A 22,810-nucleotide genomic window follows, 5' to 3' on the forward strand; every position below is an offset into this window, starting at 1 on the left:
TGCACGCAGATGCAGGAATATCTGATGCCGATATGATGCCTGCTCCGTGCAATGATCAGGCTGCAAAAAGCAAAAAGGGTTAGCAAATTTCTTTGCTAACCCTTAAATACTTGGTGGGACCAGCGGGGGTCGAACCCACGACAAACGGATTAAAAGTCCGCTGCTCTACCAACTGAGCTATGGTCCCATCACGCCTTGCATACAGTATTTACTGTGTACCCTGCGAAGACCTAAAGTATAACGCTATTTTTGCTGTTTTGCCAATGGGCGAGAAGAAATTTCATCAATTATCCAACCCGCCGCGCACTGGCCAAACGTCGCGGTCACGCTGACCACCGAACCATAGCCATGACAGTTCAGTGTGCCATCGCCTTCAAGGGCGCAGCTGGCATCGGGGGGGGCAACGGCTTCACGGCTGAAGACGCATGCCACCCCTATTTTTTTACCCTCGCGTGCCGCGCCGTGTTCCTTACGCAAGCGATAACGCAGTTGCGCCAACAGCGGATCGTGTGTGGTCAGTGACAAATCGTCGATGTCCACTTTGTGGGCATGACGCTTACCACCGGCCGCGCCCACACTGATGAACAAGCGTTTGTGTTTCATGGCCCAAGCTGCCATGGCCGTTTTGGCTTTGACCTGATCGCAGGCATCAATCACCGCATCGACCGTGTCAATGGCGGGACCCAAAAGACTCGGCCAATTCCCAGGCTCAACAAAATCGTCGATGCATGTCAGTTGGCAATCGGGGTTGATGTGGGTGATGCGCTCACGCATCGCCTGCACTTTGGCCATGCCAACCGTGGTGTCGAGCGCATGAATTTGTCGATTGATGTTGGACTCCGCCACATGGTCCAAGTCGATCAGCGTCAAGCGCCCTACGCCGCTTCGGGCCAATGCTTCAGCCGTCCAAGAACCAACGCCACCAATGCCGACCACCACCACATGGGCATCGCGAATGCGTTGCGCACCTGTGACGCCATAGAGTCGATCTAAACCACCAAAGCGGCGCTGCTGTAGATCTGGGTCAACCACAGTAGCTGGCTTCCATGCGCGCAGCTTGCTGGCGCAACGCCACGACAGCACCGACCAAAATAGCCGCGACCGCCACAAATGCGTTCAGGCTAAGGGTGGACATGCCACTCAAGCCTTGGCCAAACGTACAACCCATGGCCGTCACGCCCCCCACGCCCATGAGCACGCTGCCCATCAAGTGGTTTGCCAAGTCACGCTGATTGGCAAAGCCTTCCCAGCGAAAAGTCTTGCTCAACAAGGCCGAGGCTGCGGCGCCACAAATGATGCCCACCACCGACACAACACCCGCAGTCAGCACCTTCGATTTGTCGCTGAAAAACATCAACCAATCCAAGGTGTGGGCCACAGGCGCGACAAACGTCAGGGCCTCAATGCGCCCCGAATTGGTTGCCACATATACGGGCTCTAAGGTTTCGGGATGCTCTGCAACAAAACCAAAATGTCCGCTGATCCACCACAAGGCCACCACAATGGCGCCCACACCGAAACTGGCGAGCAAATTGTCTGTGCGCCAGAAATCTTTATGACGCAAAGCCAGTGCCAAAAACACCGCCCCTAAGACAAAACCGGCATACACGGCAGCGGCATCAGGGCTGACGCCCAACACAGCGCCCAGCAGCGTCCCCAGATGCGCACCGCTAGGCATGTCTAACGCCACCGCATCGACGGTGTTCACACGCACCACCGCAGTAATGCCTTTGAGCGTGGCAAAGGCACTCACGCCCATCACCACAAACACCACCACCGACTTCAGGTTGCCGCCCCCGATACGCACCAAGGTTTTGTTGCCACAACCTGATGAAATGACCATGCCATAACCGAACATGAAGCCACCCACCAACGTCGACAACCAAATGAAGCGCGATCCGGCATACAAAGTTTTGGTGGGGTCGATTTGACCTGAGCCGGACAAGGCGGCAAAACCGATCATGACCACGCCCAATGCTGCCATCCATTGGCGCGCACGCGTCCAGTCGCCCATATTCACCACATCAGACACCGCACCCATGGTGCAAAAGTGCGTGCGTTGGCTGATCACGCCCAACACAAATGACATCAAAAAAAAGGCCGCAAGGACCTGTTGGGTGAGTGTCTGAATATCGTTCATTTGAGTTTGCTCAGGCGTTCGCGGGCAGCGCTGGCGGCCTCGGATTGTGGATAGGTCTTGATGACTTCTTCGAATGTCTTGCGCGCTGCCTTGATGTCTTTCAATTCCAACTGGCAATTTGCCACCGACAGCATGGCTTCGGGGGCGCGCACGTGGTTGGGTGAGCCGACCAAAAGCACGGAGAAGTTGCGGATCGCTTCCTTGTAGTCGCGGTTGGCGTATTGCGCGTTGCCTAACCAAAACAAAGCTGTGCTGGCGTAACCGCTTTTGGGGTAACGACGGATGAAGTCGCCCAAACTGGCACTGGCCGCGGTGAAGTCGCCTTTGCGAAACACCGCCACAGCGTCGTCATAGGCACGCACCTCGGCAGGCTCTGCCAAAAACTCCACACCATCCACCTTGACTTTGACAGGTTCAAACTTGCGCAAACGCTCGTCCACACCTTGCGCCAAGTCTTTGGCCAAGTTTTGCTGCTTGCGCAGCTCTTGTGTCAGTTCTTCTTTTTCGCCACGCAGTTGCGCCGCTTCTTTGCGAAGCGACTCAAATTGCTCTTGCTGGTCCAGCAAGCTGCGTTGGAATTGTTTGATTTCTTCGCCTTGACGCTCCACGCGCTCGCGCAAATCAATGATGGCGCGACGTGCTTCATCGTCAGCGAACAACGCGGCATGCGCCACGGGTGTGAGCCACAAGCCCACAGCCACGGCAGCCACACGCAAAGTCAAAGCAACAGGCGTTTTCATCGGTAGGTGATCTCAGCACGACGGTTTTTGGCAAAAGCGGCTTCGTCGCTGCCTTGCAGGGCTGGCTTTTCTTTGCCGTAACTCACCGCTTCGAGTTGGCTATCAGGCACGCCCAACACGCTCAAGGCACGACGCACAGACTCTGAGCGCTTTTGGCCCAGCGCCAAGTTGTACTCACGGCCACCGCGCTCGTCGGTATGGCCTTCGATGTTGGCGCGCAGGGTTTTGTCTGCACGCAAATAGCGGGCGTGTGCAGCCAATGTGGATTGGTATTCGGCGCGCACGGTGTAGCTGTCGTAATCAAACAAGATCACGTTGTCCACGCCTGCAGGACCAGGGCGCATGCCATTCAAACCATTCAAGCCACGGCCATCGAGGTTAGAACCTGCGGCACCCGAGCCTGGCAAATTGGAGGCAGAGCCAGAGCGCTCGTCGACAGGCACCTCATCGAGCTTGACGCCCGATGCGCAACCCGACAAAACGGCGATGAAAGAAAGAAGCAACAGGAATTTTTTCATGAACGTGTGAACTCAAAAAGGAAAGGAAGAAATTAAGGTTGGGCTTTGATAAATGGGCCCCAATGCGGCTCACGCAAATCGCCACCTTTGCCCGACAAACGTGCTTTGATACGGCCGTCGAGTGTGGTGGTCATCAAGGCTTCACGGCCATCTTGATGTGTGGCATACGTGATCAATCGGCTGTTGGGCGCGAAGCTGGGGCGCTCGTCAGCCGAGGTGTCGGTGATGGCGCTCACGTTGCCGCTGGCGATGTCCATCACATGCAACTTGAACGCGCCGCCAATGCGAGAAACATAAGCCAACCAACGCCCATCGGGACTGACCGCTGGTGAAATGTTGTACGTGCCGTTGAACGTCACGCGGTTAGCTGGGCCACCTTGGGCAGGCATGCGGTAAATCTGGGGGGCGCCGCCACGGTCACTCACAAAGTAAATGGCGGAGCCATCGGGCGAGAACACGGGCTCGGTGTCGATGCCTGCTGATTGCGTCAAACGGCGAGGCTCACCGCCTTTGGCATCGATCAAAAAGAGTTGTGAGCCCCCATCGCGGCTCAGCGTCACAGCCATCGTGCGGCCATCGGGTGACCAAGTGGGTGCGCTGTTAGAACCACGGAAATTGGCCACCACATGGCGCTTGCCACTTGACACATCGTGCACATACACCACGGGCTTGCGTGATTCAAACGACACATAGGCCAATTGCCCGCCTTGGGGCGACCAGCTAGGCGAAATGATGGGTTCGGGACTGGCCAAGGCCGATTGCGCATTTTCGCCATCTGCATCGGCAACCCACAAGTTGTAACGGCCGCCAGCTTTGGTCACATAGGCAATGCGGGTAGAAAACACACCGCGGTCACCCGTGAGTTTTTCGTACACAAAGTCTGCAATGCGGTGTGCGGCCAAACGCAAATCAGCCGGAGGAACGGCATAACTCATGGCGCCTAAGTCTTGGTTACGCACAGCGTCCCACAAGCGAATGCGCACATCAAAGCGACCATCGTTCATGCGACTCACGCTGCCAGACAACAAGGCATCTGCACCCTTTTGACGCACGCTGCTCAAGTCTGGGCGTTCGGTTTCGTCTGACGCATGGTCAGCACTCAAACCACGGAACTGCCCGCTTCGCTCCAAATCGGCTTGCACGATCGCCGCGATCTTTTGCGGCGATGCTTCTTCACCGCGCAGAGGCGCAAAGGCAATGGGCACTTGCGTCATGCCCACGCCCGACACTTCGACGCGGAACTGCGCCCACGCGGGCACGGCTAAAACGCAGGCTGTCAAAAAGCTAAGAGCGGTTCGCAAGCAATTCAGGGTCATGAGATTTTCAGCAATCTGTAAGTTAGCGCAAGATTTTAGTGCGTGAGCGAGTGGCGATAATGCTTGAGTCCACGCTGAATTACAAATCATCCATGATCCACCCCGAAACCACCGCCACGTCTGACTCTTTGTGGCAAAGACTGCGTCGTGTAGCGCCTTGGTTTGCTGGCCACCCTGGCACTTTGGTTTTGGCAATTGTTGGCATTTTGATTGGTTCAGCCACAGAACCGGCCATTCCAGCCTTGATGAAACCCTTGTTGGACAAAGGCTTCCAACAAGGCGCTTTGGATCTTTGGAAAATCCCCGTTGTGTTGCTGCTGCTGTTTGGCGTGCGTGGTTTCGCAGGTTTTGTGGCCAGCTATTGCTTGGCCCGCATGACCAATGCCTCGCTCGAAACCATCCGCCAGCGCCTGTTTGAAAAGTTGTTGCGTGCAGACCCTCAGCTGTTTCAAGACAAACACGCCAGTGGTCTCACCAACTCCATCGTCTACGAGGTCAATGCGGGGGCATCGCAATTGGTCACAACCGTGTTGGCCTTGGCCAAAGATGCGGTCACGTTGGTCGCCCTGCTGGGTTACTTGTTTTATATCAACTGGCACCTGACCCTCATTGTGTTTGCCATTTTTCCGCCCATCGCGTGGGTGGTCAAAACCATTTCACGCCGGCTCGACCGTGTGATGCGTGCGGGTCAAGACGCCACCGACGCCCTCGCCTACGTCGTGGAAGAAAACGTACTGGCCTACCGCATGGTGCGCCTGCACAACGCGCAAGACAGTCAAACCGATAAATTTGGGCAAGCCAACCACAAGCTCAGCCAACTGGCGGTCAAGTCGGTCGTGGCCAACTCTGTCATGACCCCGTTGATCCAAATGCTGGCGGCCTTGGCCTTGTCTGCCGTCATCACGATGGCCATTTGGCAAGGCACGCACAACGCCGACCAACCCGCGGTGACGGTGGGTAGCTTTGCCGCGTTCATCACCGCCATGCTGATGCTGATTTCGCCCATCAAACATTTGTCCGAGGTCGTGGCCAGCTTGACGCGTGGCATCACGTCGTTAGAACGCGGCCTCAACCTCTTGACGCAAGTGGCCGACGAAACCCAAGGCACACACACCAGCACACAAGTGCGCGGTGAAATCAAGTTTGACAACGTCACCTTGCAGTACCCCAGCGCCATGCAACCCGCGTTGAACCGCGTGAGTTTGACCGTTCAGCCTGGCCAAACCGTGGCCTTGGTCGGGCCTTCGGGCTCGGGCAAAACCAGCTTGGCCAACTTGGTGCCACGTTTTTTAGAGCCCACCAGCGGCCACATCAGCTTGGACGGTGTGAACGTGAAAAACTGGTCCCTCGCCAGCTTGCGCAGCCAAGTGGCCTACGTCAGCCAAGACGTGGTGATGTTCAACGACACCGTGGCACAAAACATAGCGTTGGGAGAAACTCTCGACCCCAAACGCCTGTGGCGCGCCCTAGAAGCCGCCAATTTGGCTGACGTGGTACGTGCACTGCCCGAACAAGAAAATACGCAAGTGGGCCATAACGCCACACAGCTCTCTGGTGGACAGCGTCAACGTTTGGCCATTGCCCGAGCCCTGTACAAAGACGCGCCGATTTTGATTTTGGACGAAGCCACCTCCGCGCTCGACACCGCATCTGAGCAAGCCGTCAAAAACGCACTCAAAACCCTCATGCAAGGCCGCACCTCGCTGGTCATCGCACACCGTTTGTCCACCATTGAGCACGCAGACGTGATCGTGGTGATGCAAGCGGGTGAGGTGGTGGAAACGGGCACGCATGAGGCGTTGCTGGCGTCGAATGGCGTGTACGCCCAGCTTCACACATCAGGCCCAAATTTAGAGCTCAGTTAAGCAACGTCTTGGCGATCAGACGCCTAAACAGCGTCAAAAACGCATTCGCTTCATGCGTGAGTCCAAAACGTGTGTTGAGTGAAGCCGCAGCAGACAGGCCCATGCGGTCGCAGAGCTCTGGCGCATGGATCAAGCGCTCAACGGCAGCACCTAACGATGCGGCATTGCCGACTTCAAAATGCACCCCTGTTTGGTCATGCACCGTCAACTCAATGCCGCCACCGACATTGCTGGTAATCACGGGAAGTCCGAAAGACATGGCCTCCGCCATCGAGTTACCAATGCCCTCGCCGGGCCACAACGTCGGCTGAATGTAGATGTGTGCAGCTCGGAAAAAGTCAGGGACATCCGTGCGAAACCCATGCGCCACCACCTGCTGAGACAACTTGGATGAGCGTGCGATTTTTTGGCGAATTTGGTCGCCACATTGACCCACGATGTCGAGTTGCCAGTTCAAGGAAGGTGTGTGGCTCTCTAAAGCGTCCAACAACACAACCAAACCTTTGATCGGACGATCATTGGCCACGCAAAGTAATCTCACGGGTTGATCCACCGCACGACCACGCGGCGTTGGCGCCTCATGGGTGTCCATCAATTGGCCGTACCCAGGATAAATCACCTCAAACAAGCCCGGATGCTTGGGGTAAAACCGGCGTGCTTCATGCGTCAGCTTGTCGGCAATCGCTTGCGACATGCAAGAAACAGCATCCAATGCGGGCGATAAGTAGGTGAACCAGTCTTGCAGATAAAACGCACTCACCCCGCCAATGGCACCACGGGTACCCACAATGGGCGTTTTAAATTTGTGATGCCTGCGTGCAGTCAGTGCCACAGACAACGCACGGCTGGTGTAACACAAGCAAACATCTGCTTTGTATCTGTCAACAATGTCGGCGTAACGGCTGGCAGCCGCCTTGTCGAATCGACCTTTTAATTTGACGCGATCCACGATTGCCACATCTTGGGACCAATCGCGCGAATGCACACCCGAAGGGGGCTCTACCACCACATGCACCCCGTGCCCCATACGCTGCAACTCTTGCAACATGTTGACCGAATATCGGTCCAAGTCGCGGGTAAAAACGACGATAGAAAGCGCTTGACTCATAGTTACATCAACACAATGTCATATTGCTCTTGCGCCATTGCCGCCTCAGGCTGCAGCGAAATGGGTTTGCCGATGAAGTCGCTCAAGCCCGCCAAGTGCTGGCTTTCTTCATCCAGCAGCACGTCAATCACAACGGGGGAAGCAATCACACGGAACTCGCGTGGGTTGAACTGACGGGCCTCGCGCAAGATCTCGCGCAAGATGTCATAGGTCACCGTGCGGGCTGTTTTGACGCTGCCTTTGCCCTCGCACACGGGGCAGGCTTCGCACAGCATGTGGGCCAGTGATTCGCGGGTGCGCTTGCGCGTCATCTCCACCAAACCCAAAGCCGAAAACCCGCTGACCATGGTTTTCACGCGGTCACGTGCCAGTTGCTTGCGAAACTCCGCCAGCACAGCCTCGCGGTGGTCTTCGCGGGTCATGTCGATGAAGTCGGCAATCACGATGCCACCCAAGTTACGCAAGCGCAGTTGGCGCGCAATCGCGCCTGCAGCTTCGAGGTTGGTTTTGAAAATGGTTTCGTCAAAATTGCGTGCGCCCACAAAGCCGCCGGTGTTCACGTCCACTGTCGTCAGCGCCTCGGTTTGGTCCACGATGAGGTAGCCGCCCGATTTGAGGTCGACGCGTCGACCCAAGGCTTTGCCCACTTCTTCGTCAATATTGAAGAGGTCAAAAATAGGCCGCTCGCCTTTGTAGAGTTGCAGCTTTTGCACCGATGAAGGCGTGAACTCCAAGCCAAAGGCTTGCAGTTTGGCAAATTGCTCGGCAGAGTCGATGCGAATGGTTTGCGTGGCCTCCCCCACCAAGTCACGCAGAACACGCTGTAACAAACTCAGATCTTGGTGCAGCAGTGATTTGGGGGGCATCCGTGTGGCGGCATCTTTGATGCGTGCCCACGTTTTACGCAAATAGGCAATGTCTTCACCCAGGGCTGCATCGTCAGCCTCTTCGCCATTGGTGCGCAAGATGAACCCGCCGGTTTGCCCATTCGGCGCGCCCGCGTCTGCCAGTGCTTGCAGGCGACGACGCAAGGCTTCACGTTGTTCGAGCGGGATTTTTTGCGACACGCCAATGTGTTGGTCTTGCGGCAAAAACACCAACAAACGGCCTGCAATGCTGATTTGTGACGACAAACGTGCGCCTTTGGTACCAATCGGGTCTTTGATGACTTGCACCAAAATCGATTGGCCTTCAAACACCTGTTTCTCGATGGGCACCACAGGCGCTGGCTCACCTTTTTCGGTGTCGGCATGGCGAGCAGACACGCTGCTCATCAAATCGGCCACGTGCAAAAACGCCGCACGCTCCAAGCCAATGTCGATGAACGCGGATTGCATGCCTGGCAGCACGCGTGCCACTTTGCCTAGGTAGACATTGCCCACCAAGCCGCGCTCTAAGGTGCGCTCCACATGCAACTCTTGCACCGCCCCCGTTTCGACCACCGCGACGCGGGTTTCTTGGGGTGACCAGTTGATCAAAATATCTTGTTGCATGGACATGTGTGCGCTGATTCGCCGTTAAACCTTGAAGCCAAACTCACGCAACAACTGCGCGGTCTCGAACATCGGCAAACCCATGATGCCAGAGTAGCTGCCGCTGATGTGCTCGATGTACGCCGCAGCCCTGCCCTGCACCGCATACGCGCCCGCTTTGCCCATGGGCTCACCGCTGGCCACGTAGTTTTGAATTTGTGTGCGCGTCAATGGCGCAAAACGCACTTGTGACACGCTGAGCGCTTGCTCAGTTTTGAGTGGCTTGCCTGCTTTGGACAACGTGCCCATGGCAACCGAGGTCAGCACACGGTGGGTTTGACCGCTCAACGTACCGAGGATTTGTGCCGCATGTTTGGCGTCATCCGGCTTGCCCAAAATGGTTTTACCCAAAGCCACGGTGGTGTCGCTGCACAACACGGGCGCTGCGAGCAGCCCACGTCGTTTCATGCGAGCCAACGCAGCTTCTAACTTGAGCAGGGTCACGCGCTGTACATAGGCACGTGGCGCTTCATTGGGCAGCACCGCTTCTAGTGCCTCTGCATCTTCGGTGTCGTCGGCCAACAGCAATTCGTAGCGCACCCCCAATTGCTCCAGCAATTGACGGCGACGTGGGCTCTGCGACGCGAGATACACAAACTTAGATTCAGACATAAAGAGCGACGCGCGAAGATTATTCGCGGTGGTAAGGATGGTTGGCGTTGATGGACCATGCACGGTAGAGCTGCTCCACCAACAACACGCGCACCATGGCGTGTGGCAAGGTCAAATCAGAAATACGAATGCGCTCATGCGCCGCTTGTTTGAACGCGGGGTCCAAACCATCAGGCCCGCCAATCACCAGTGCCACGTCATCCGCCTCGAGCTGCCAATGTTTGAGCTTCGCGGCCAAAGCAACGGTGGTGAGGTTGGTACCGCGCTCGTCCAAGGCCACGATGCGGCATCCACGCGGAATGGCCGCCTCGATGCGCTCGCGCTCAGCGGCGTAGATGGTTTCTAGTGTTTTAGAGCTGCGCGGCTCTGTTTTGACGGCCTTGAGCTCAACTTTGAGCTCAGACGGAAACCGCTTGGCGTAATCGTCCCAAGCGGTCTGCGCCCAGTCGGGCACACGTTGGCCGACGGCGACCACCCACAGCTTCATGCTTTGCGGGCGGGGGTCTTCTTCGCAGCCACACGGTTGCCGGCGGGCTTGCCTGCAGGCTTACCAGCCGAGGTCGATGCCGTACGCGCTGCCGCTTTCGACGCAGATTTGGCGCCTTTCAAGCCCACCGTTTTCACGGGCAGCTTGGCTGCGGGTTTGTCAGCCGTTTTTGCGGCAGGTTTACGCGCTGCTGTTGTTTTTGCGGCTGCCGCTTTGGGGGCGGCACTCTTGGCGGCTGGCTTGGTTGCAGTTTTAGCTGCAGCACCGCGACTTGCGGTTTTAGGTGCAGCCTTGTCTGTCGACTTGCTGGTCGATTTACCCGCAGTTTTCTTGGCAGCTGCTTTCTTCGGGGCGGGCTCTTTGGGTTCAGGTGCGGCAGGCTTGGGCGCGCCGAACTTCAAACGCACAGGCTTGCTGCCCCAAATTTCTTCGAGGTTGTAGTAGCCACGGATGGTGGGCTGCATGATGTGCGCCACGACAGCGCCGCAATCCACAATGATCCATTCGCCGTTGTCTTCGCCTTCGATGCGTGGCTTGGGAAAGCCAGCTTCGCGCACCTTGTCGCGCACGCTGGCGGCCAAAGCTTTTGTTTGACGGTTCGACGTACCCGACGCGATGATCACACGTTCAAACAGGGAAGACAGTTGCTCGGTGTCAAACACGGCCAAGTCTTGCGCCTTCACATCCTCCAAAGCATCCACGACGGTGCGTTGCAGTTTTTGAACATCTTTTTTGCCAGCGGTTTCGGTCATCGGTCTAATCGGTAAAGTCTGTGTTGATCTATGTAGTGCTGCACAGGGGCAGACAACCACTCATGCAGAGGTGCAGCTTGAGTTTGCGAGCCTTGCGCCAAGTGCGACCGAATCTCGGTGGCATTGATGGGCAAGCTCGGCATGTCCAAGATTTGTACGTCGGGGGATACCGCATTGTGCCACTGTGCGTCGACCTTGTGCTTTTCATTGCCCCCCTCGACTTGGCGTTGCGCCACCACCAAGGTGGCCATGCTCAAAATATCTTGCCATCGGTGCCAAGTTTGAAAGGCCCGCGCTTGATCGGCGCCGATGAACAAAAACAGCTTAGCGCTGGGGTATTCGAGGCGCAACGCCTCTAGGGTGTCGATGGTGTAGGTGGGGCCATCACGGTCGATTTCGCGAGGGTCCACCCACGCTTGCGGCAGCTCCGCAAAGGCCAAACGGGTCATGGCCAATCGGTGTGGAGCAGCGGTGAGTGGACGGGTTTTGTGCCACGCATCGCCGGTCGGAATGATCAGCAGCCGATCCAGCGCAAACTGCGCTATTGCATGTTGCGCCAAAGCCAGATGTGCCACATGCGGCGGATCAAACGCCCCGCCAAATACCCCTAAGCGATGGACCTCGACGTCAGGCATCAGACGCCAACCAATCGCGCGGCACCAAGAAGTCATGCAGCAGCGCGTGCTCAGGCGAGCCCGGCTCGGGCTGATGCTGGTACGACCAACTCACCAACGGCGGCATGGACAACAAAATCGATTCGGTGCGTCCGCCCGACTGCAAGCCAAAGTGCGTGCCACGGTCCCACACCAAGTTGAACTCGACATAGCGGCCACGGCGATACAGCTGGTGCTCACGCTCGCGCTCACCGTATGGCGTGTGCTCGCGTCGTTCCACGATGGGCATGTAAGCATTCACAAACGCATCGCCGACGCTGCGCAACATGTCAAAGCTGCGTTCAAAGCCTAGCTCCGAGAAATCGTCAAAGAAGATGCCGCCAATGCCACGCTGCTCGTTGCGGTGCTTGTTGCAGAAATAGTCGTCGCACCATGTTTTAAAGCGGGGGTACAGGCCTTCGCCAAACGGCGCCAGCGCGTCGTGACAGGTTTGGTGAAAATGCACCGCGTCTTCGGCAAATCCGTAATAGGGCGTCAAGTCCATGCCACCGCCAAACCAAGCCACAGTTTGGCCATTGGCGGGCGTGGCTGCAATCATGCGCACATTCATGTGCACGGTGGGCACATACGGGTTACGCGGGTGAAACACCAGCGACACGCCCATGGCCTCAAACGGCGCCCCCGCCAGCTCAGGACGGTGCTGCGTGGCCGAAGGTGGTAACTTGGGGCCGCGCACATGCGAAAAGCCACAACCGGCCCGCTCAAACACCGCCCCGTTTTCTAAGATTTGCGTGATGCCATTGCCTTGCAACTGCTCGCCCGGGCCTTTTTCCCAAGCGTCAACCAAGAACGTGCCGCCGTCCTTGCCCGCAATGGCCCCCGTGATGCGGCTTTGCAAACCGATCAAGTAATCGCGCGCCGCCGTGACAACGCGGGTGTGGGTGGTGGAGTCAGAAGTGGTCATGCAATTCGCGTGTTTAAGGGGTGGATCGGGGGGGTACTGGCTGGATGGGCGCGGCCTGCGTCGCATGAAAACCGCGCACGCCCTCGTAGGCCTTGCCCATGCGCGCATAGTCTGCTTCCACATCCCCCGTGAGGTGCATGTACTGGTCGAAATGCGCCTCTTTCTTGGCGTAATCGATGCGCAGCAAACACAAGGGCACATCCGCCCCGAGCGCCAACTGATAAAAACCGCTGCGCCAACCTTGTGTGAGCTTGCGCGTGCCCTCGGGCGACAGCGCCAACCAAAGATAACGCCCGTCTCTTTTGTGCTCTTTCAGCACATTTACCATTTCACCCACCACCCCTTTGGGCGATGAGCGGTCAATGGGTGTGCCACCAATCCAGCGCAGCCAGCGCCCAAAAAGCGGAATGCGAAACAAACTGTCTTTGGCAAAGAACTGGACTTGCAAGCCAATGGCCCACTTGACCGGCATCATGACCACGAAATCCCAGTTGCTCGTGTGCGGGTAACCCACGATCACGCCTTGCGCAGCTGGTAAGCCGTTGAACACATAGCGCCAGCCAATCACACGAAGAAAAGCCCGCGCCAAACGGCTGCCTTTGAACTGAATCGGCATCACCACAGGCCTATCAACGTGCCATGGCGCGGTAGCCAATGTCGGTGCGGTACTGCACACCGTCAAAGTGAATGCCTTTGGCCGTTTCGTAAGCCAGTTGCTGCGCCAGTTTGATGGTGCCGCCCAAGGCTGTCACGCACAACACGCGGCCACCGGTCGTGGTGATCAAACCATCCACCATCTGCGTGCCTGCGTGGAACACCACGGCGTCGTCAGTGTCTTGCGGCAAACCACCGATGACATCCCCTTTGCGGGGGCTCATGGGGTAGCCATGTGCAGCCATCACCACGCCCACGGCGGTGCGACGGTCCCACTCCAACGCGAAGTCGTCAAAGCGCTCTTCAGCATTGTTGGCGGTTGCAGCCAACAACACGTCGACCAAATCGGTCTTCAAACGCATCATGATGGGCTGCGTTTCGGGGTCGCCCATGCGGCAGTTGAACTCCAAGGTCTTGACTTGGCCTTGTGGGTCAATCATCAAACCTGCGTACAAGAAGCCGGTGAACGGAATGCCGTCTTTTTCCATGCCCTTGATGGTGGGCAAGATAATTTCGCGCATCGCGCGGGCATGCACCTCGGGCGTCACCACGGGGGCAGGCGAATACGCGCCCATGCCGCCGGTGTTGGGGCCTTCGTCCGCATCGAGCAAACGCTTGTGGTCTTGGCTGGTCGCCAAAGGCAACACGGTTTTGCCATCGCACATGACGATGAAGCTGGCCTCTTCGCCTTGCAAAAACTCCTCAATCACCACGCGCGCGCCACCTTCGTTGTGACTCACGCCCAGCTTGTTATCGAGCAACATGAAGTCAATCGCTTCGTGGGCTTCGGCGGCGGTCATGGCCACCACCACGCCCTTGCCTGCAGCCAAGCCATCGGCCTTCACCACGATGGGTGCGCCCTTGGCGTTGACGTAATCGTGCGCAGCTTGCGCATCGGTGAAGGTCTCGTATTCGGCTGTTGGAATGTTGTGGCGCTTCATGAACGCCTTGCTGAACGCTTTCGAGCTTTCCAGCTGCGCAGCGGCCTTGGTGGGGCCAAAAATACGCAGGCCATGGGCGCGAAACTCGTCCACCACACCGGCAGCCAACGGCGTTTCAGGGCCCACCACGGTCAGCTCAATGCCTTCGGCTTGCGCAAACTCGCGCAAGGCCTTGACATCGGTGATCGGCACATTGAGCAAACGCTTATCGCGTGCTGTGCCACCGTTGCCGGGGGCCACAAACACTTTTTGCACCTTGTTGGATTGGGCAATTTTCCACGCCAGCGCGTGTTCGCGGCCACCGCCGCCAATAACTAAGACATTCATAGTGCAGCGTTGTGATAGACCTCTTGCACATCGTCAAGGTCTTCCAGCGCATCCAGGAGTTTTTGCATCTTCACAGCGTCATCACCTTCGAGCTCGATGGTGTTGTCTGCACGGTAAGTCACCTCGGCCACTTCAGGCTTGAGGCCTGCAGCTTCCAAAGCGTTTTTGACCGCTTCAAAGCTGGTGGGGGGCGTCAGCACCTCGATGGCGCCGTCTTCATCAGTGATCACGTCGTCTGCACCCGCTTCGAGCGCGATTTCCATGATTTGGTCTTCGTTGCTGCCCGGCGCAAAAATCATCTGGCCGCAATGCTTGAACTGAAACGCCACCGACCCTTCGGTGCCCATGTTGCCGCCGTGCTTGCTGAACGCAAAGCGCACATCGGCCACGGTACGCACGCGGTTGTCGGTCATGGTGTCGACAATGATCGCTGCGCCGCCGATGCCGTAGCCTTCGTAACGAATTTCTTCGTAACTCACGCCTTCGAGGTTGCCCGTGGCTTTGTCGATGTTGCGTTTGATGTTGTCGGCGGGCATGTTGGCCGCTTTGGCCTTTTCAACCGCCAAACGCAGACGCGGATTGATGTCCAACTCAGCACCGCCTAGACGGGCGGCCACCATGATTTCGCGGATCAAACGCGTCCAGATACGCCCGCGTTTGTCGTCTTGCCGCCCCTTGCGATGTTGAATATTTGCCCATTTACTGTGGCCAGCCATCAGAAATCCTCTTGAATTGAATTAACCTTATCTGGTTATTTTACTTTTCAAGTGATGGAGAACTTTTGATGGCCGAACCGATGCTGATTGCGCTGCATAAGACTACCGAATGCCACATGCTCCCGGCCCTCGCCAACCGCCACGGACTCATCACTGGCGCCACCGGAACTGGCAAAACCGTCACCCTGCAAACGCTGGCAGAAGGCTTCTCCAAAATGGGCGTGCCCGTGTTCATGGCCGACGTCAAAGGCGATTTGAGCGGCATCAGCCAAGCTGGCACGATTCCGGCCAAATTGGCTGCGTCATTGCAAGAGCGCGGCGTGCCCATGCCCACGCCACTCGCCTGCCCCACCACATTGTGGGACCTATTTGGCAAATCGGGCCACCCCGTGCGTGCCACCATCTCCGACATGGGCCCCCTGCTCTTGGGCCGCATGCTCAACTTGAACGACACGCAATCGGGCGTGCTCAACATGGTCTTCAAAATCGCTGACGACCAAGGCTTGCTGCTGCTTGACCTCAAAGACCTGCGCGCCATGCTGCAGCACGTGGGCGAACACGCCCGTGACTTCACCACCCAATACGGCAACGTCAGCGCGGCCAGCATTGGCGCCATTCAGCGCGCTTTGTTAGAGATTGAAGCCCAAGGCGGCGATGCCTTTTTTGGCGAGCCCATGCTCAACATCCAAGACTTCATGCAAACCGATGCCAAAGGCATGGGCGTCATCAACTTGCTGGCCGCAGACAAACTGATGAACGCACCACGCCTGTACGGCACCTTTTTGCTGTGGATGCTGTCAGAGCTGTTCGAGCAACTGCCCGAAATTGGCGATCCCGAAAAACCCAAAATGGTCTTCTTCTTTGACGAAGCGCATTTGCTGTTCAACGAAGCGCCCAAAGTGCTGATCGAGCGCATTGAGTTGCTGGTGCGCCTGATTCGCTCTAAAGGCGTAGGCGTGTACTTTGTCACCCAAAACCCGCTCGACGTGCCCGACACCGTGCTGGGCCAACTGGGCAACCGCGTGCAGCACGCCCTGCGCGCCTTCACCCCGCGCGACCAAAAAGCCGTCAAAGCCACCGCACAAACCATGCGTGGCAAAGCAGGCCTCGACATTGAAAAAGCCATCACCGAGCTGGGCGTGGGCGAAGCCTTGGTCAGCCTGCTCGACGCCAAAGGTCGCCCAAGCGAAACCGAGCAAGTCTATGTGCTGCTGCCCGGCAGCCAACTCGGCCCCATCACGCCAGAGCAGCGCCAAGCGTTACTCGCCAACTCGCTGGTGGCCGGTGTGTACGAGCAAGTGATCGACCGCGAATCGGCTTACGAGCGCCTTAAAGGTGCAGCGCCAGCCAACAGCACAAACAGCACAACGGGCAATGCAGCAAGTACGGGTGCGCTCAGCCAAGGTGCGTCTACGGCGAACACGCCCGCAGGCCAAGCCCCTGCGCCTTCGATGACCGATCAAGTGCTGTCTGGCTTAGGCGACGCTCTGTTTGGCTCCACCGGTCCACGCGGTGGCCAACACCAAGGTTTGGCTCAAATGATGGTGAAGTCTGCCGTGCGCAACATCGGCTCCGCCGTGGGCCGAGAAATTGTGCGCGGGGTGATGGGCAGTATTTTGAGCGGGCGTAAGCGCTAAGAGCACACAACGCGCATAAAAAAACGCCGCCTGTGTTGCCACAGGCGGCGTTTTTGCGCCAGGCTAATTGGTTAACTAGCCGCAGGTTCCTCAGACGCCGCTTGCTCTGCCTTCGACGCTTTTTCCTTCTTTGGCAAAGGTTGAATGTCGAGCTGCACTTCGTCTTTGTCGTCAATGTCCACGCTCAGGCGACCACCGTCGGTCAAGCGGCCGAACAGCAACTCGTCGGCCAAGGCACGACGGATCGTGTCTTGAATGAGGCGTTGCATGGGTCGCGCGCCCATGAGCGGATCGAAGCCCTTCTTAGCCAAGTGCTTGCGCAGCGCGTCGCTGAAGGTGACTTCAACCTTCTTCTCAGCCAATTGACCTTCGAGTTGCAACAAGAACTTGTCGACCACGCGCATGATGATGTTTTCGTCCAAGGCCTTGAAGCCCACGATGGCATCCAAACGGTTGCGAAACTCAGGCGTGAACAAGCGTTTGATGTCGCCCATTTCGTCGCCCGCCGCGCGCGGGTTGGTGAAGCCAATGGTGGCCTTGTTCATGGTCTCGGCGCCCGCATTGGTCGTCATGATCAAAATGACGTTGCGGAAATCTGCCTTGCGTCCGTTGTTGTCGGTCAGCGTGCCGTGGTCCATCACCTGCAAGAGCACGTTGAAGATGTCGGGGTGCGCTTTTTCGATTTCGTCGAGCAACAGCACGCAATGCGGCTTCTTGGTCACGGCCTCGGTCAGCAAACCACCTTGGTCAAAGCCCACATAGCCGGGAGGCGCGCCAATCAGGCGGCTCACGGCATGGCGCTCCATGTACTCCGACATGTCAAAGCGAATCAGGTCAATGCCCATGATGTAGGCCAATTGCTTGGCCGCTTCGGTCTTGCCCACGCCTGTGGGGCCGCTGAACAAGAACGCACCAATCGGCTTGTCGCCCTTGCCCAAGCCCGAGCGGGCCATCTTCACCGAAGAAGCCAGCACTTCAAGCGCTTTGTCTTGACCGAACACCACGCTCTTCAAATCGCGCTCCAACGTTTGCAGCTTGCTGCGGTCGTCGTTGGACACGTTGGCGGGCGGGATGCGGGCAATCTTGGCCACGATCTCTTCAATCTCGGTTTTGCCAATGGTTTTCTTGCGCTTAGACGGCACCAAAATGCGCTGCGCAGCGCCCGCTTCGTCGATCACGTCAATCGCCTTGTCAGGCAAATGGCGGTCGTTGATGTACTTGGCGCTCAGTTCAGCCGCAGCTTGCAGCGCCGCCACGGCGTACTTCACGTTGTGATGCTCTTCAAAGCGCGACTTCAGGCCTTTGAGGATGTCGACGGTCTCTTGAACCGTCGGTTCGACCACATCCACCTTTTGGAAACGACGGCTCAGCGCCGCGTCTTTTTCAAAGATGCCACGGTATTCGGTGAAGGTGGTGGCGCCAATGCACTTGAGCTGACCGCTAGACAACGCAGGCTTCAGCAAGTTAGACGCATCCAATGTGCCGCCCGACGCTGCGCCCGCACCAATCAACGTGTGAATTTCGTCAATGAACAAAATTGCGTTGGGTTTACCTTGCAACGACTTGATGACGCCTTTCAAGCGTTGCTCAAAATCGCCACGGTATTTGGTGCCGGCCAACAAAGCGCCCATGTCGAGCGAATAGACCACGGCCTCGGCCAAGATCTCGGGCACATCTTTTTGCGTGATGCGCCAAGCCAAGCCCTCGGCAATCGCCGTTTTACCCACGCCGGCCTCACCCACCAACAGCGGGTTGTTTTTGCGGCGACGGCACAAGATTTGGATCGTGCGCTCCACCTCGTACTCGCGGCCAATCAGCGGGTCAATCTTGCCGTCCTTGGCCATTTGGTTCAGGTTTTGGGTGAACTGCTCCAATGGCGAGGCTTTTTCGTTCTTTTCAGATCCGCCACCCTCTTCTTGCTCCGCAGGGCTAGGCTCTGCGCCCTTCACGGCTTCAGGTGGATCGCTCTTTTTGATGCCGTGGGCAATGAAGTTCACCACGTCCAAGCGGGTCACGCCTTGTTGGTGGAGGTAATACACGGCGTGCGAGTCTTTCTCGCCAAAGATAGCCACCAGCACATTCGCGCCGGTCACTTCTTTTTTACCATTGCCGGTGGACTGCACATGCATGATGGCGCGCTGAATCACGCGCTGAAAACCCAAGGTCGGCTGTGTGTCCACCTCTTCGGTGCCCGACACCTGAGGGGTGTTGTCAGCGATGAAGTTGGAGAGCGACTTGCGCAAATCATCGATGTTGGCAGAGCAGGCGCGCAGCACCTCTGCAGCGCTCGGGTTATCGAGCAACGCCAAGAGCAAATGCTCTACCGTGATAAATTCGTGCCGCTGCTGGCGGGCCTCGACAAAGGCCATGTGCAAGCTGACTTCAAGTTCCTGGGCGATCATGTGTTTTCCTTCGTGCTTGCAACTGAGATTCAACTGTATATGGAAACGAATGCCATTTATTCAATGGGCAAATAAACGTGTTTATTCGATAGGTTCCGCCACACATTGCAAAGGGTGACCCGCCTTGCGGGCGGCATCTAGCACTTGCTCTACTTTGGTTGCCGCGACATCCTTGCTGTACACGCCGCACACGCCTTTGCCGTCCAAGTGGATCTGCAACATGATTTGGGTCGCACTTTCGCGGTCTTTGCTGAAAAACTCTTGCAGCACCATCACCACAAACTCCATCGGCGTGAAATCGTCGTTGAGCATCAGCACCTGAAACATCTGAGGCGGCTTGGTGCGTTGGGTGCGGCGCTCTAAAACGACCGAATTGCCATCGTCACGATCGGGCAATTGGACTTTGGGGGTTGATTTTTTGCTGGGCATTTTTTCATTCTATCGGGCCCGTCAAGTCCCTTCGAAGTCTGCGCAATGCCGCTCACAAAACAAAGTTCCCACCTTGGCGCGCACCTTCACGCCCATGGCTTTGGCCTCGCGGGCGGTCAAACCGCTGCTGTAGGGAAAGGTGTCGAGCATTTCGGCGTGTTGGCCCACCACCTCCAGCGCCTCGTGGTGGCTGCGTGGCATCACAAACTCCACCTCCGACGCATCTAAATAAGACAACACATGGTCGCGTGCTTGCGCGTGTTGGAACTGCTGATGCACCAACACCTTCTTGCCTTGGATGGTTTGCAAATGCCGCAAGAACGCCCTTGACAGCTTGGCGGGGTTGGCAAACACCACGGGCTCAAGCCGACGCTTGCTCTGCGGCGCTGGCATGTAGTCCGGCGGCGTGTAAATGGCGTAGCCACCCGGAATGTTGTGCAAAGGCTCGGTGTACAAGCTTTGTAAATGCGCGGGCGACTGTGCCTCGTCCCCAATCCAGCCGTCAAAGCTGTCTAGACCTGTCGTGATGCTCTGCCCGCCCACCCACTTGAACATGTGCCGCGCAGGCTTGATCGACAGGGCTTTCAGGCCCACGGGGTCCATCCAGCCGCCCAAGTCGTACAGCACATCCAAATCGGCGTCTTGCAGGGCTTGGGCGAGTCGCGTGGCGTCCATCTCTTGCACGTCATGCCACTCGCTGGCCACGTCTTTGAACGCTTGGGTGGCCCAATCGGCTTTGTGGCCGCGGTTAAACACCACCACATCGCGCGCTTTGGCCTCTTCGCGCCAAGCCGCAATGGTCAAAAAGTAAACCGGCGACGCGCAAAACAACGGCGAGATCAAACCCACCCGAGGCCTTGTTTTGGCAGCTCGAGGCGTCACACGCGCACGCGGCAGCGGCGCCAAGCGCAACACGCGGCGAGAAAAGTCCATCACACGGTCGTTCAGCTCTTGGGCCGACTCATCGCGGTCATACAAACTCGCCATCAAGGTGGTCAGCTCGGCATCGTCGCCGTGCTCGGGTGTGCCCAGCAAGGGCTTGACCCATTCGACCGCCTGCAAAGGCGTGCCAAACACATTCATCGCCAAATCCGCACGGGCAAGGCGAGCCGTACCGTTGGTCGGGTAGGCCTGCATCACCGCCGCAAAACTGGCATCCGCCTCTTGCACCTGCCCGAGCATCTTGTGCGCTCGGCCTTGCAACAAACGGCTTTGCCACAAACGCGGGTTCAAGCCATACGCCCGCTGCAACGCTTTCAGCGCCTGTGGCGCGTTGCCCAGCGCCAGCAAACTCAAGCCTAAGTTGTGCCAAGCCCCCGCGTTGTCCGCTTGACGTTGCGCTGCCAACCCAAAAAAATGCGCCGACTCAGCCCAGCGCCCCTCATGCATGGCCTCTTGTGCCGATTGCAGCACCGCCAACGACTCTTGCGCGTTCATTGAAACATGCCCAACAACAAAGGCTCTCTCACACGGCCATCAAAGCCTTGCGCCACCCGCTCGCGGTACAGCACGCGGTCTGCGCGGTTCACAGGCGTGCCCTCTTTGCCCCAATCCACTTCCATCAACACACTGTCTGGGTTGTACACATAGCCACTCGCTTGCAGCGCCAGCAAAGTCAGCTCCACATCGGCGTAATGACGCGCGTAGCCCGTGTGAAACACCCCGCCGCCACTCACCCCCGTCACCCACTCACGCTGGGCCAAGCCAAACGACGCCAACGCGCCGTGCCACTTGCCATCGTTAAACCCCAACAACACGCCCGACTCGCGGTGCAGCGTTTGCAACGCTTGCCCCATCCAGTCGCGCCCTGCAAACGCGTCTTGCGCCATGTAGCCCACCCACGGGCTTTGCGTCACCGCACACGCGGCATTCACCGTGGCCACAAAACCTTGGCGCTGGGCATCGTGCACCGCCAACACCAGCCCTTTCGCCCCTGCACGTTTGCAAGCGAACTCACCCGCACGCACCGCCGAAGCGGGGTCGGTGTAAGGCATCACCATCACGGGGCCGTCCACCGTCCAACGGTGCTTGACCAACTCAGACGACTCAATGCAAATCAAATCCATCATGGTCAGCCCCCTTAGACAAAACGCACATCGGTCGGCGTGATCAGGCGCAAATACTGCGCGCACCACGCCTCGGAATTCATTTGGCTCAAATACAAATTGCGGTAATTCACCCAACACGCGGCCAGCCAAGCCGACTTGGTGCTGTGCGCCACGTCCTTCATGTCGCGCAGCAACTTTTGGTGCACATTCAGTTCTACTTCGCGGGCCAGCAAGGGCACCTTGTGGGCCTTCAGCGCTTTGCCTTCGGTGCGCATGAAGTACCCAAACAAACGCTCCACGATGAACGGCACATACGTGGCCCCGCCATGCAAACCCTTAGGGTCTGCCGCGCTGGAGTGGAACGCATTGCGCAACGTGGGCGATAGGTTGTCGTCAGCCGCCTTCAACACACGGCGAATAAACGGCACATACAAAGCCCAAAACTTCGGGCTCGCCACAAAATAATTGGCCGACGAATAGCTGCTGGACGGGTGCAACGCCCCAATCTCGGCCTCATCCAAACCCGCGGCACGAAACACCGCCCGCGTCAACGCCACAAAGTGCGGATGCGCCGTCTCGCCTTGCATCCACATGTTGTGATAAATCGCCTCGTTGTGAATGTGTGGGTTACAAAAATACACGTCCTGCCCGGGCTTGTCGGCGATCGCGGCCAACAACTCGGCCCCCTTCATCCCCGTTTTCTCGCCAAACCGCCAGGACAACGCCCCCCACAACTGCGCATCTTGCGTGGCCTCGTGCGCTTGCAAACGCTCGAACACAGAAAACTCCAGCAACTCCGACTTCGCCCCCGCGTTGTCCAACGGCACAAATGCAGGGTCGAGCAAATCGCGGTGCCACGGCTCGTAATAGATTGGCGGATTCAAGGACGAAGTGCAACAAAGATGAACTGGTTATAGGTGGCTGAGGATGCGAGAGCATCATGGCCGCTTTAACCGCCAAATCGAAATTGCCCAATGTACAAGCACCTCAGCCGAGAAGAACGATACC

General features: G+C 57.6%; 22 protein-coding genes and 1 tRNA gene. 2 read left to right on the forward strand and 21 right to left on the reverse strand.

From position 1 onward, the window contains the following. Positions 1-111: 111 nt before the first annotated feature. The 6 genes from RMS95_RS10805 to tolB all read right to left on the reverse strand — a co-directional run bounded on the left by RMS95_RS10805 (position 112) and on the right by tolB (position 4,714). Positions 112-187, reverse strand: a tRNA-Lys gene (locus tag RMS95_RS10805). Positions 188-243: 56 nt separating this feature from the next. Further along, positions 244-1,032 (reverse strand): tRNA threonylcarbamoyladenosine dehydratase, encoded by a 789-nt coding sequence (locus tag RMS95_RS10810; protein ID WP_310646063.1) that lies wholly within the window; start codon positions 1,030-1,032, stop codon positions 244-246. After that, positions 1,025-2,140 carry a YeeE/YedE family protein gene (locus tag RMS95_RS10815; protein ID WP_310646065.1) on the reverse strand — a complete coding sequence of 372 codons (1,116 nt, stop codon included), beginning with the start codon at positions 2,138-2,140 and terminating at the stop codon, positions 1,025-1,027. Before RMS95_RS10815 ends, RMS95_RS10810 begins: the two co-directional genes overlap by 8 nt. Continuing rightward, the gene (gene ybgF / locus RMS95_RS10820; protein ID WP_310646067.1) at positions 2,137-2,880 is read right to left on the reverse strand and encodes a tol-pal system protein YbgF; all 744 of its coding nucleotides are present in this window, start codon (positions 2,878-2,880) and stop codon (positions 2,137-2,139) included. The genes RMS95_RS10815 and ybgF overlap by 4 nt, the downstream gene beginning before the upstream one ends. Beyond that, positions 2,877-3,398 (reverse strand): peptidoglycan-associated lipoprotein Pal, encoded by a 522-nt coding sequence (gene pal, locus RMS95_RS10825; RefSeq protein ID WP_310646069.1) that lies wholly within the window; start codon positions 3,396-3,398, stop codon positions 2,877-2,879. The genes ybgF and pal overlap by 4 nt, the downstream gene beginning before the upstream one ends. Positions 3,399-3,430: 32 nt before the next feature. After that, positions 3,431-4,714: a Tol-Pal system beta propeller repeat protein TolB gene (gene tolB, locus RMS95_RS10830; RefSeq protein ID WP_310646071.1), complete on the reverse strand. Its 1,284-nt coding sequence runs from the start codon at positions 4,712-4,714 to the stop codon at positions 3,431-3,433. 92 nt (positions 4,715-4,806) lie between these two features. Here tolB and msbA point away from each other — a divergent pair, with 92 nt between their 5' ends. Next, on the forward strand, positions 4,807-6,579 hold the full coding sequence (gene msbA / locus RMS95_RS10835; RefSeq protein ID WP_310646073.1) for a lipid A export permease/ATP-binding protein MsbA: 1,773 nt from the start codon (positions 4,807-4,809) through the stop codon (positions 6,577-6,579). On the opposite strand, the gene RMS95_RS10840 is transcribed toward msbA, so the two are convergent. Genes RMS95_RS10840 through RMS95_RS10885 form a run of 10 tightly spaced genes read right to left on the reverse strand, consistent with a single transcriptional unit; the run spans position 6,572 to position 15,286 of the window. Beyond that, complete coding sequence (locus RMS95_RS10840) at positions 6,572-7,687, reverse strand: glycosyltransferase family 4 protein (RefSeq protein WP_310646075.1); 1,116 nt, start codon at positions 7,685-7,687, stop codon at positions 6,572-6,574. The genes msbA and RMS95_RS10840 overlap by 8 nt on opposite strands. Before the next feature lie 2 nt (positions 7,688-7,689). After that, entirely contained in the window at positions 7,690-9,180 is a 1,491-nt protein-coding gene (gene rng, locus RMS95_RS10845) for a ribonuclease G (RefSeq protein WP_310646104.1), read from the reverse strand. A gap of 24 nt (positions 9,181-9,204) precedes the next feature. After that, positions 9,205-9,831: a Maf family protein gene (locus RMS95_RS10850; protein ID WP_310646076.1), complete on the reverse strand. Its 627-nt coding sequence runs from the start codon at positions 9,829-9,831 to the stop codon at positions 9,205-9,207. A 19-nt stretch (positions 9,832-9,850) separates the two neighbouring features. Next, positions 9,851-10,318, reverse strand: a complete 468-nt coding sequence (rlmH, locus tag RMS95_RS10855) for a 23S rRNA (pseudouridine(1915)-N(3))-methyltransferase RlmH (RefSeq protein WP_104800159.1) — start codon at positions 10,316-10,318, stop codon at positions 9,851-9,853. Continuing rightward, positions 10,315-11,070 carry a ribosome silencing factor gene (gene rsfS, locus RMS95_RS10860; RefSeq protein ID WP_310646079.1) on the reverse strand — a complete coding sequence of 252 codons (756 nt, stop codon included), beginning with the start codon at positions 11,068-11,070 and terminating at the stop codon, positions 10,315-10,317. Before rsfS ends, rlmH begins: the two co-directional genes overlap by 4 nt. Continuing rightward, a complete protein-coding gene (gene nadD / locus RMS95_RS10865; protein ID WP_310646081.1) occupies positions 11,067-11,705 on the reverse strand; it encodes a nicotinate (nicotinamide) nucleotide adenylyltransferase in 639 nt (212 codons plus the stop codon). Before nadD ends, rsfS begins: the two co-directional genes overlap by 4 nt. After that, positions 11,698-12,648: an oxygen-dependent coproporphyrinogen oxidase gene (gene hemF / locus RMS95_RS10870; protein ID WP_310646083.1), complete on the reverse strand. Its 951-nt coding sequence runs from the start codon at positions 12,646-12,648 to the stop codon at positions 11,698-11,700. The genes nadD and hemF overlap by 8 nt, the downstream gene beginning before the upstream one ends. 13 nt (positions 12,649-12,661) lie before the next feature. After that, positions 12,662-13,264 (reverse strand): 1-acyl-sn-glycerol-3-phosphate acyltransferase, encoded by a 603-nt coding sequence (locus RMS95_RS10875; RefSeq protein WP_310646085.1) that lies wholly within the window; start codon positions 13,262-13,264, stop codon positions 12,662-12,664. Between the two features lie 13 nt (positions 13,265-13,277). Next, positions 13,278-14,570: a phosphoribosylamine--glycine ligase gene (gene purD, locus RMS95_RS10880; RefSeq protein ID WP_310646087.1), complete on the reverse strand. Its 1,293-nt coding sequence runs from the start codon at positions 14,568-14,570 to the stop codon at positions 13,278-13,280. Next, on the reverse strand, positions 14,567-15,286 hold the full coding sequence (locus RMS95_RS10885; RefSeq protein ID WP_310646089.1) for a YebC/PmpR family DNA-binding transcriptional regulator: 720 nt from the start codon (positions 15,284-15,286) through the stop codon (positions 14,567-14,569). The genes purD and RMS95_RS10885 overlap by 4 nt, the downstream gene beginning before the upstream one ends. Before the next feature lie 68 nt (positions 15,287-15,354). On the opposite strand from RMS95_RS10885, the gene RMS95_RS10890 reads away from it, so the two are divergent. Further along, positions 15,355-16,923: a helicase HerA-like domain-containing protein gene (locus RMS95_RS10890; protein WP_310646091.1), complete on the forward strand. Its 1,569-nt coding sequence runs from the start codon at positions 15,355-15,357 to the stop codon at positions 16,921-16,923. Between the two features lie 71 nt (positions 16,924-16,994). On the opposite strand, the gene clpA is transcribed toward RMS95_RS10890, so the two are convergent. The 5 genes from clpA to RMS95_RS10915 form a co-directional block, all read right to left on the reverse strand. Further along, complete coding sequence (gene clpA, locus RMS95_RS10895; RefSeq protein ID WP_310646093.1) at positions 16,995-19,325, reverse strand: ATP-dependent Clp protease ATP-binding subunit ClpA; 2,331 nt, start codon at positions 19,323-19,325, stop codon at positions 16,995-16,997. Positions 19,326-19,406: 81 nt separating this feature from the next. Next, positions 19,407-19,754 carry an ATP-dependent Clp protease adapter ClpS gene (clpS, locus tag RMS95_RS10900; protein WP_310646095.1) on the reverse strand — a complete coding sequence of 116 codons (348 nt, stop codon included), beginning with the start codon at positions 19,752-19,754 and terminating at the stop codon, positions 19,407-19,409. Positions 19,755-19,775: 21 nt separating this feature from the next. Beyond that, positions 19,776-21,191 carry a tetratricopeptide repeat protein gene (locus RMS95_RS10905; RefSeq protein WP_310646097.1) on the reverse strand — a complete coding sequence of 472 codons (1,416 nt, stop codon included), beginning with the start codon at positions 21,189-21,191 and terminating at the stop codon, positions 19,776-19,778. Beyond that, positions 21,188-21,823, reverse strand: coding sequence for a hypothetical protein (locus RMS95_RS10910; protein ID WP_310646099.1), 636 nt, complete (start codon positions 21,821-21,823; stop codon positions 21,188-21,190). Before RMS95_RS10910 ends, RMS95_RS10905 begins: the two co-directional genes overlap by 4 nt. 11 nt (positions 21,824-21,834) lie before the next feature. Then, entirely contained in the window at positions 21,835-22,686 is an 852-nt protein-coding gene (locus RMS95_RS10915; RefSeq protein WP_310646100.1) for a hypothetical protein, read from the reverse strand. Positions 22,687-22,810: the final 124 nt, after the last annotated feature.

It is taken from the genome of Limnohabitans sp., assembly GCF_031539175.1.
Taxonomy (GTDB): domain Bacteria; phylum Pseudomonadota; class Gammaproteobacteria; order Burkholderiales; family Burkholderiaceae_C; genus Limnohabitans.

Bases quoted from the DNA above. Each gene is read 5' to 3' on its own strand.
- RMS95_RS10815 (WP_310646065.1), bottom strand. From the start codon at position 2,140: ATGAACGATATTCAGACACTCACCCAACAGGTCCTTGCGGCCTTTTTT.
- ybgF (WP_310646067.1), bottom strand. From the start codon at position 2,880: ATGAAAACGCCTGTTGCTTTGACTTTGCGTGTGGCTGCCGTGGCTGTG.
- pal (WP_310646069.1), bottom strand. From the start codon at position 3,398: ATGAAAAAATTCCTGTTGCTTCTTTCTTTCATCGCCGTTTTGTCGGGT.
- tolB (WP_310646071.1), bottom strand. From the start codon at position 4,714: ATGACCCTGAATTGCTTGCGAACCGCTCTTAGCTTTTTGACAGCCTGC.
- msbA (WP_310646073.1), top strand. From the start codon at position 4,807: ATGATCCACCCCGAAACCACCGCCACGTCTGACTCTTTGTGGCAAAGA.
- RMS95_RS10840 (WP_310646075.1), bottom strand. From the start codon at position 7,687: ATGAGTCAAGCGCTTTCTATCGTCGTTTTTACCCGCGACTTGGACCGA.
- rng (WP_310646104.1), bottom strand. From the start codon at position 9,180: ATGCAACAAGATATTTTGATCAACTGGTCACCCCAAGAAACCCGCGTC.
- RMS95_RS10850 (WP_310646076.1), bottom strand. From the start codon at position 9,831: ATGTCTGAATCTAAGTTTGTGTATCTCGCGTCGCAGAGCCCACGTCGC.
- rlmH (WP_104800159.1), bottom strand. From the start codon at position 10,318: ATGAAGCTGTGGGTGGTCGCCGTCGGCCAACGTGTGCCCGACTGGGCG.
- rsfS (WP_310646079.1), bottom strand. From the start codon at position 11,070: ATGACCGAAACCGCTGGCAAAAAAGATGTTCAAAAACTGCAACGCACC.
- nadD (WP_310646081.1), bottom strand. From the start codon at position 11,705: ATGCCTGACGTCGAGGTCCATCGCTTAGGGGTATTTGGCGGGGCGTTT.
- hemF (WP_310646083.1), bottom strand. From the start codon at position 12,648: ATGACCACTTCTGACTCCACCACCCACACCCGCGTTGTCACGGCGGCG.
- RMS95_RS10875 (WP_310646085.1), bottom strand. From the start codon at position 13,264: ATGCCGATTCAGTTCAAAGGCAGCCGTTTGGCGCGGGCTTTTCTTCGT.
- purD (WP_310646087.1), bottom strand. From the start codon at position 14,570: ATGAATGTCTTAGTTATTGGCGGCGGTGGCCGCGAACACGCGCTGGCG.
- RMS95_RS10885 (WP_310646089.1), bottom strand. From the start codon at position 15,286: ATGGCTGGCCACAGTAAATGGGCAAATATTCAACATCGCAAGGGGCGG.
- RMS95_RS10890 (WP_310646091.1), top strand. From the start codon at position 15,355: ATGGCCGAACCGATGCTGATTGCGCTGCATAAGACTACCGAATGCCAC.
- clpA (WP_310646093.1), bottom strand. From the start codon at position 19,325: ATGATCGCCCAGGAACTTGAAGTCAGCTTGCACATGGCCTTTGTCGAG.
- clpS (WP_310646095.1), bottom strand. From the start codon at position 19,754: ATGCCCAGCAAAAAATCAACCCCCAAAGTCCAATTGCCCGATCGTGAC.
- RMS95_RS10905 (WP_310646097.1), bottom strand. From the start codon at position 21,191: ATGAACGCGCAAGAGTCGTTGGCGGTGCTGCAATCGGCACAAGAGGCC.
- RMS95_RS10910 (WP_310646099.1), bottom strand. From the start codon at position 21,823: ATGATGGATTTGATTTGCATTGAGTCGTCTGAGTTGGTCAAGCACCGT.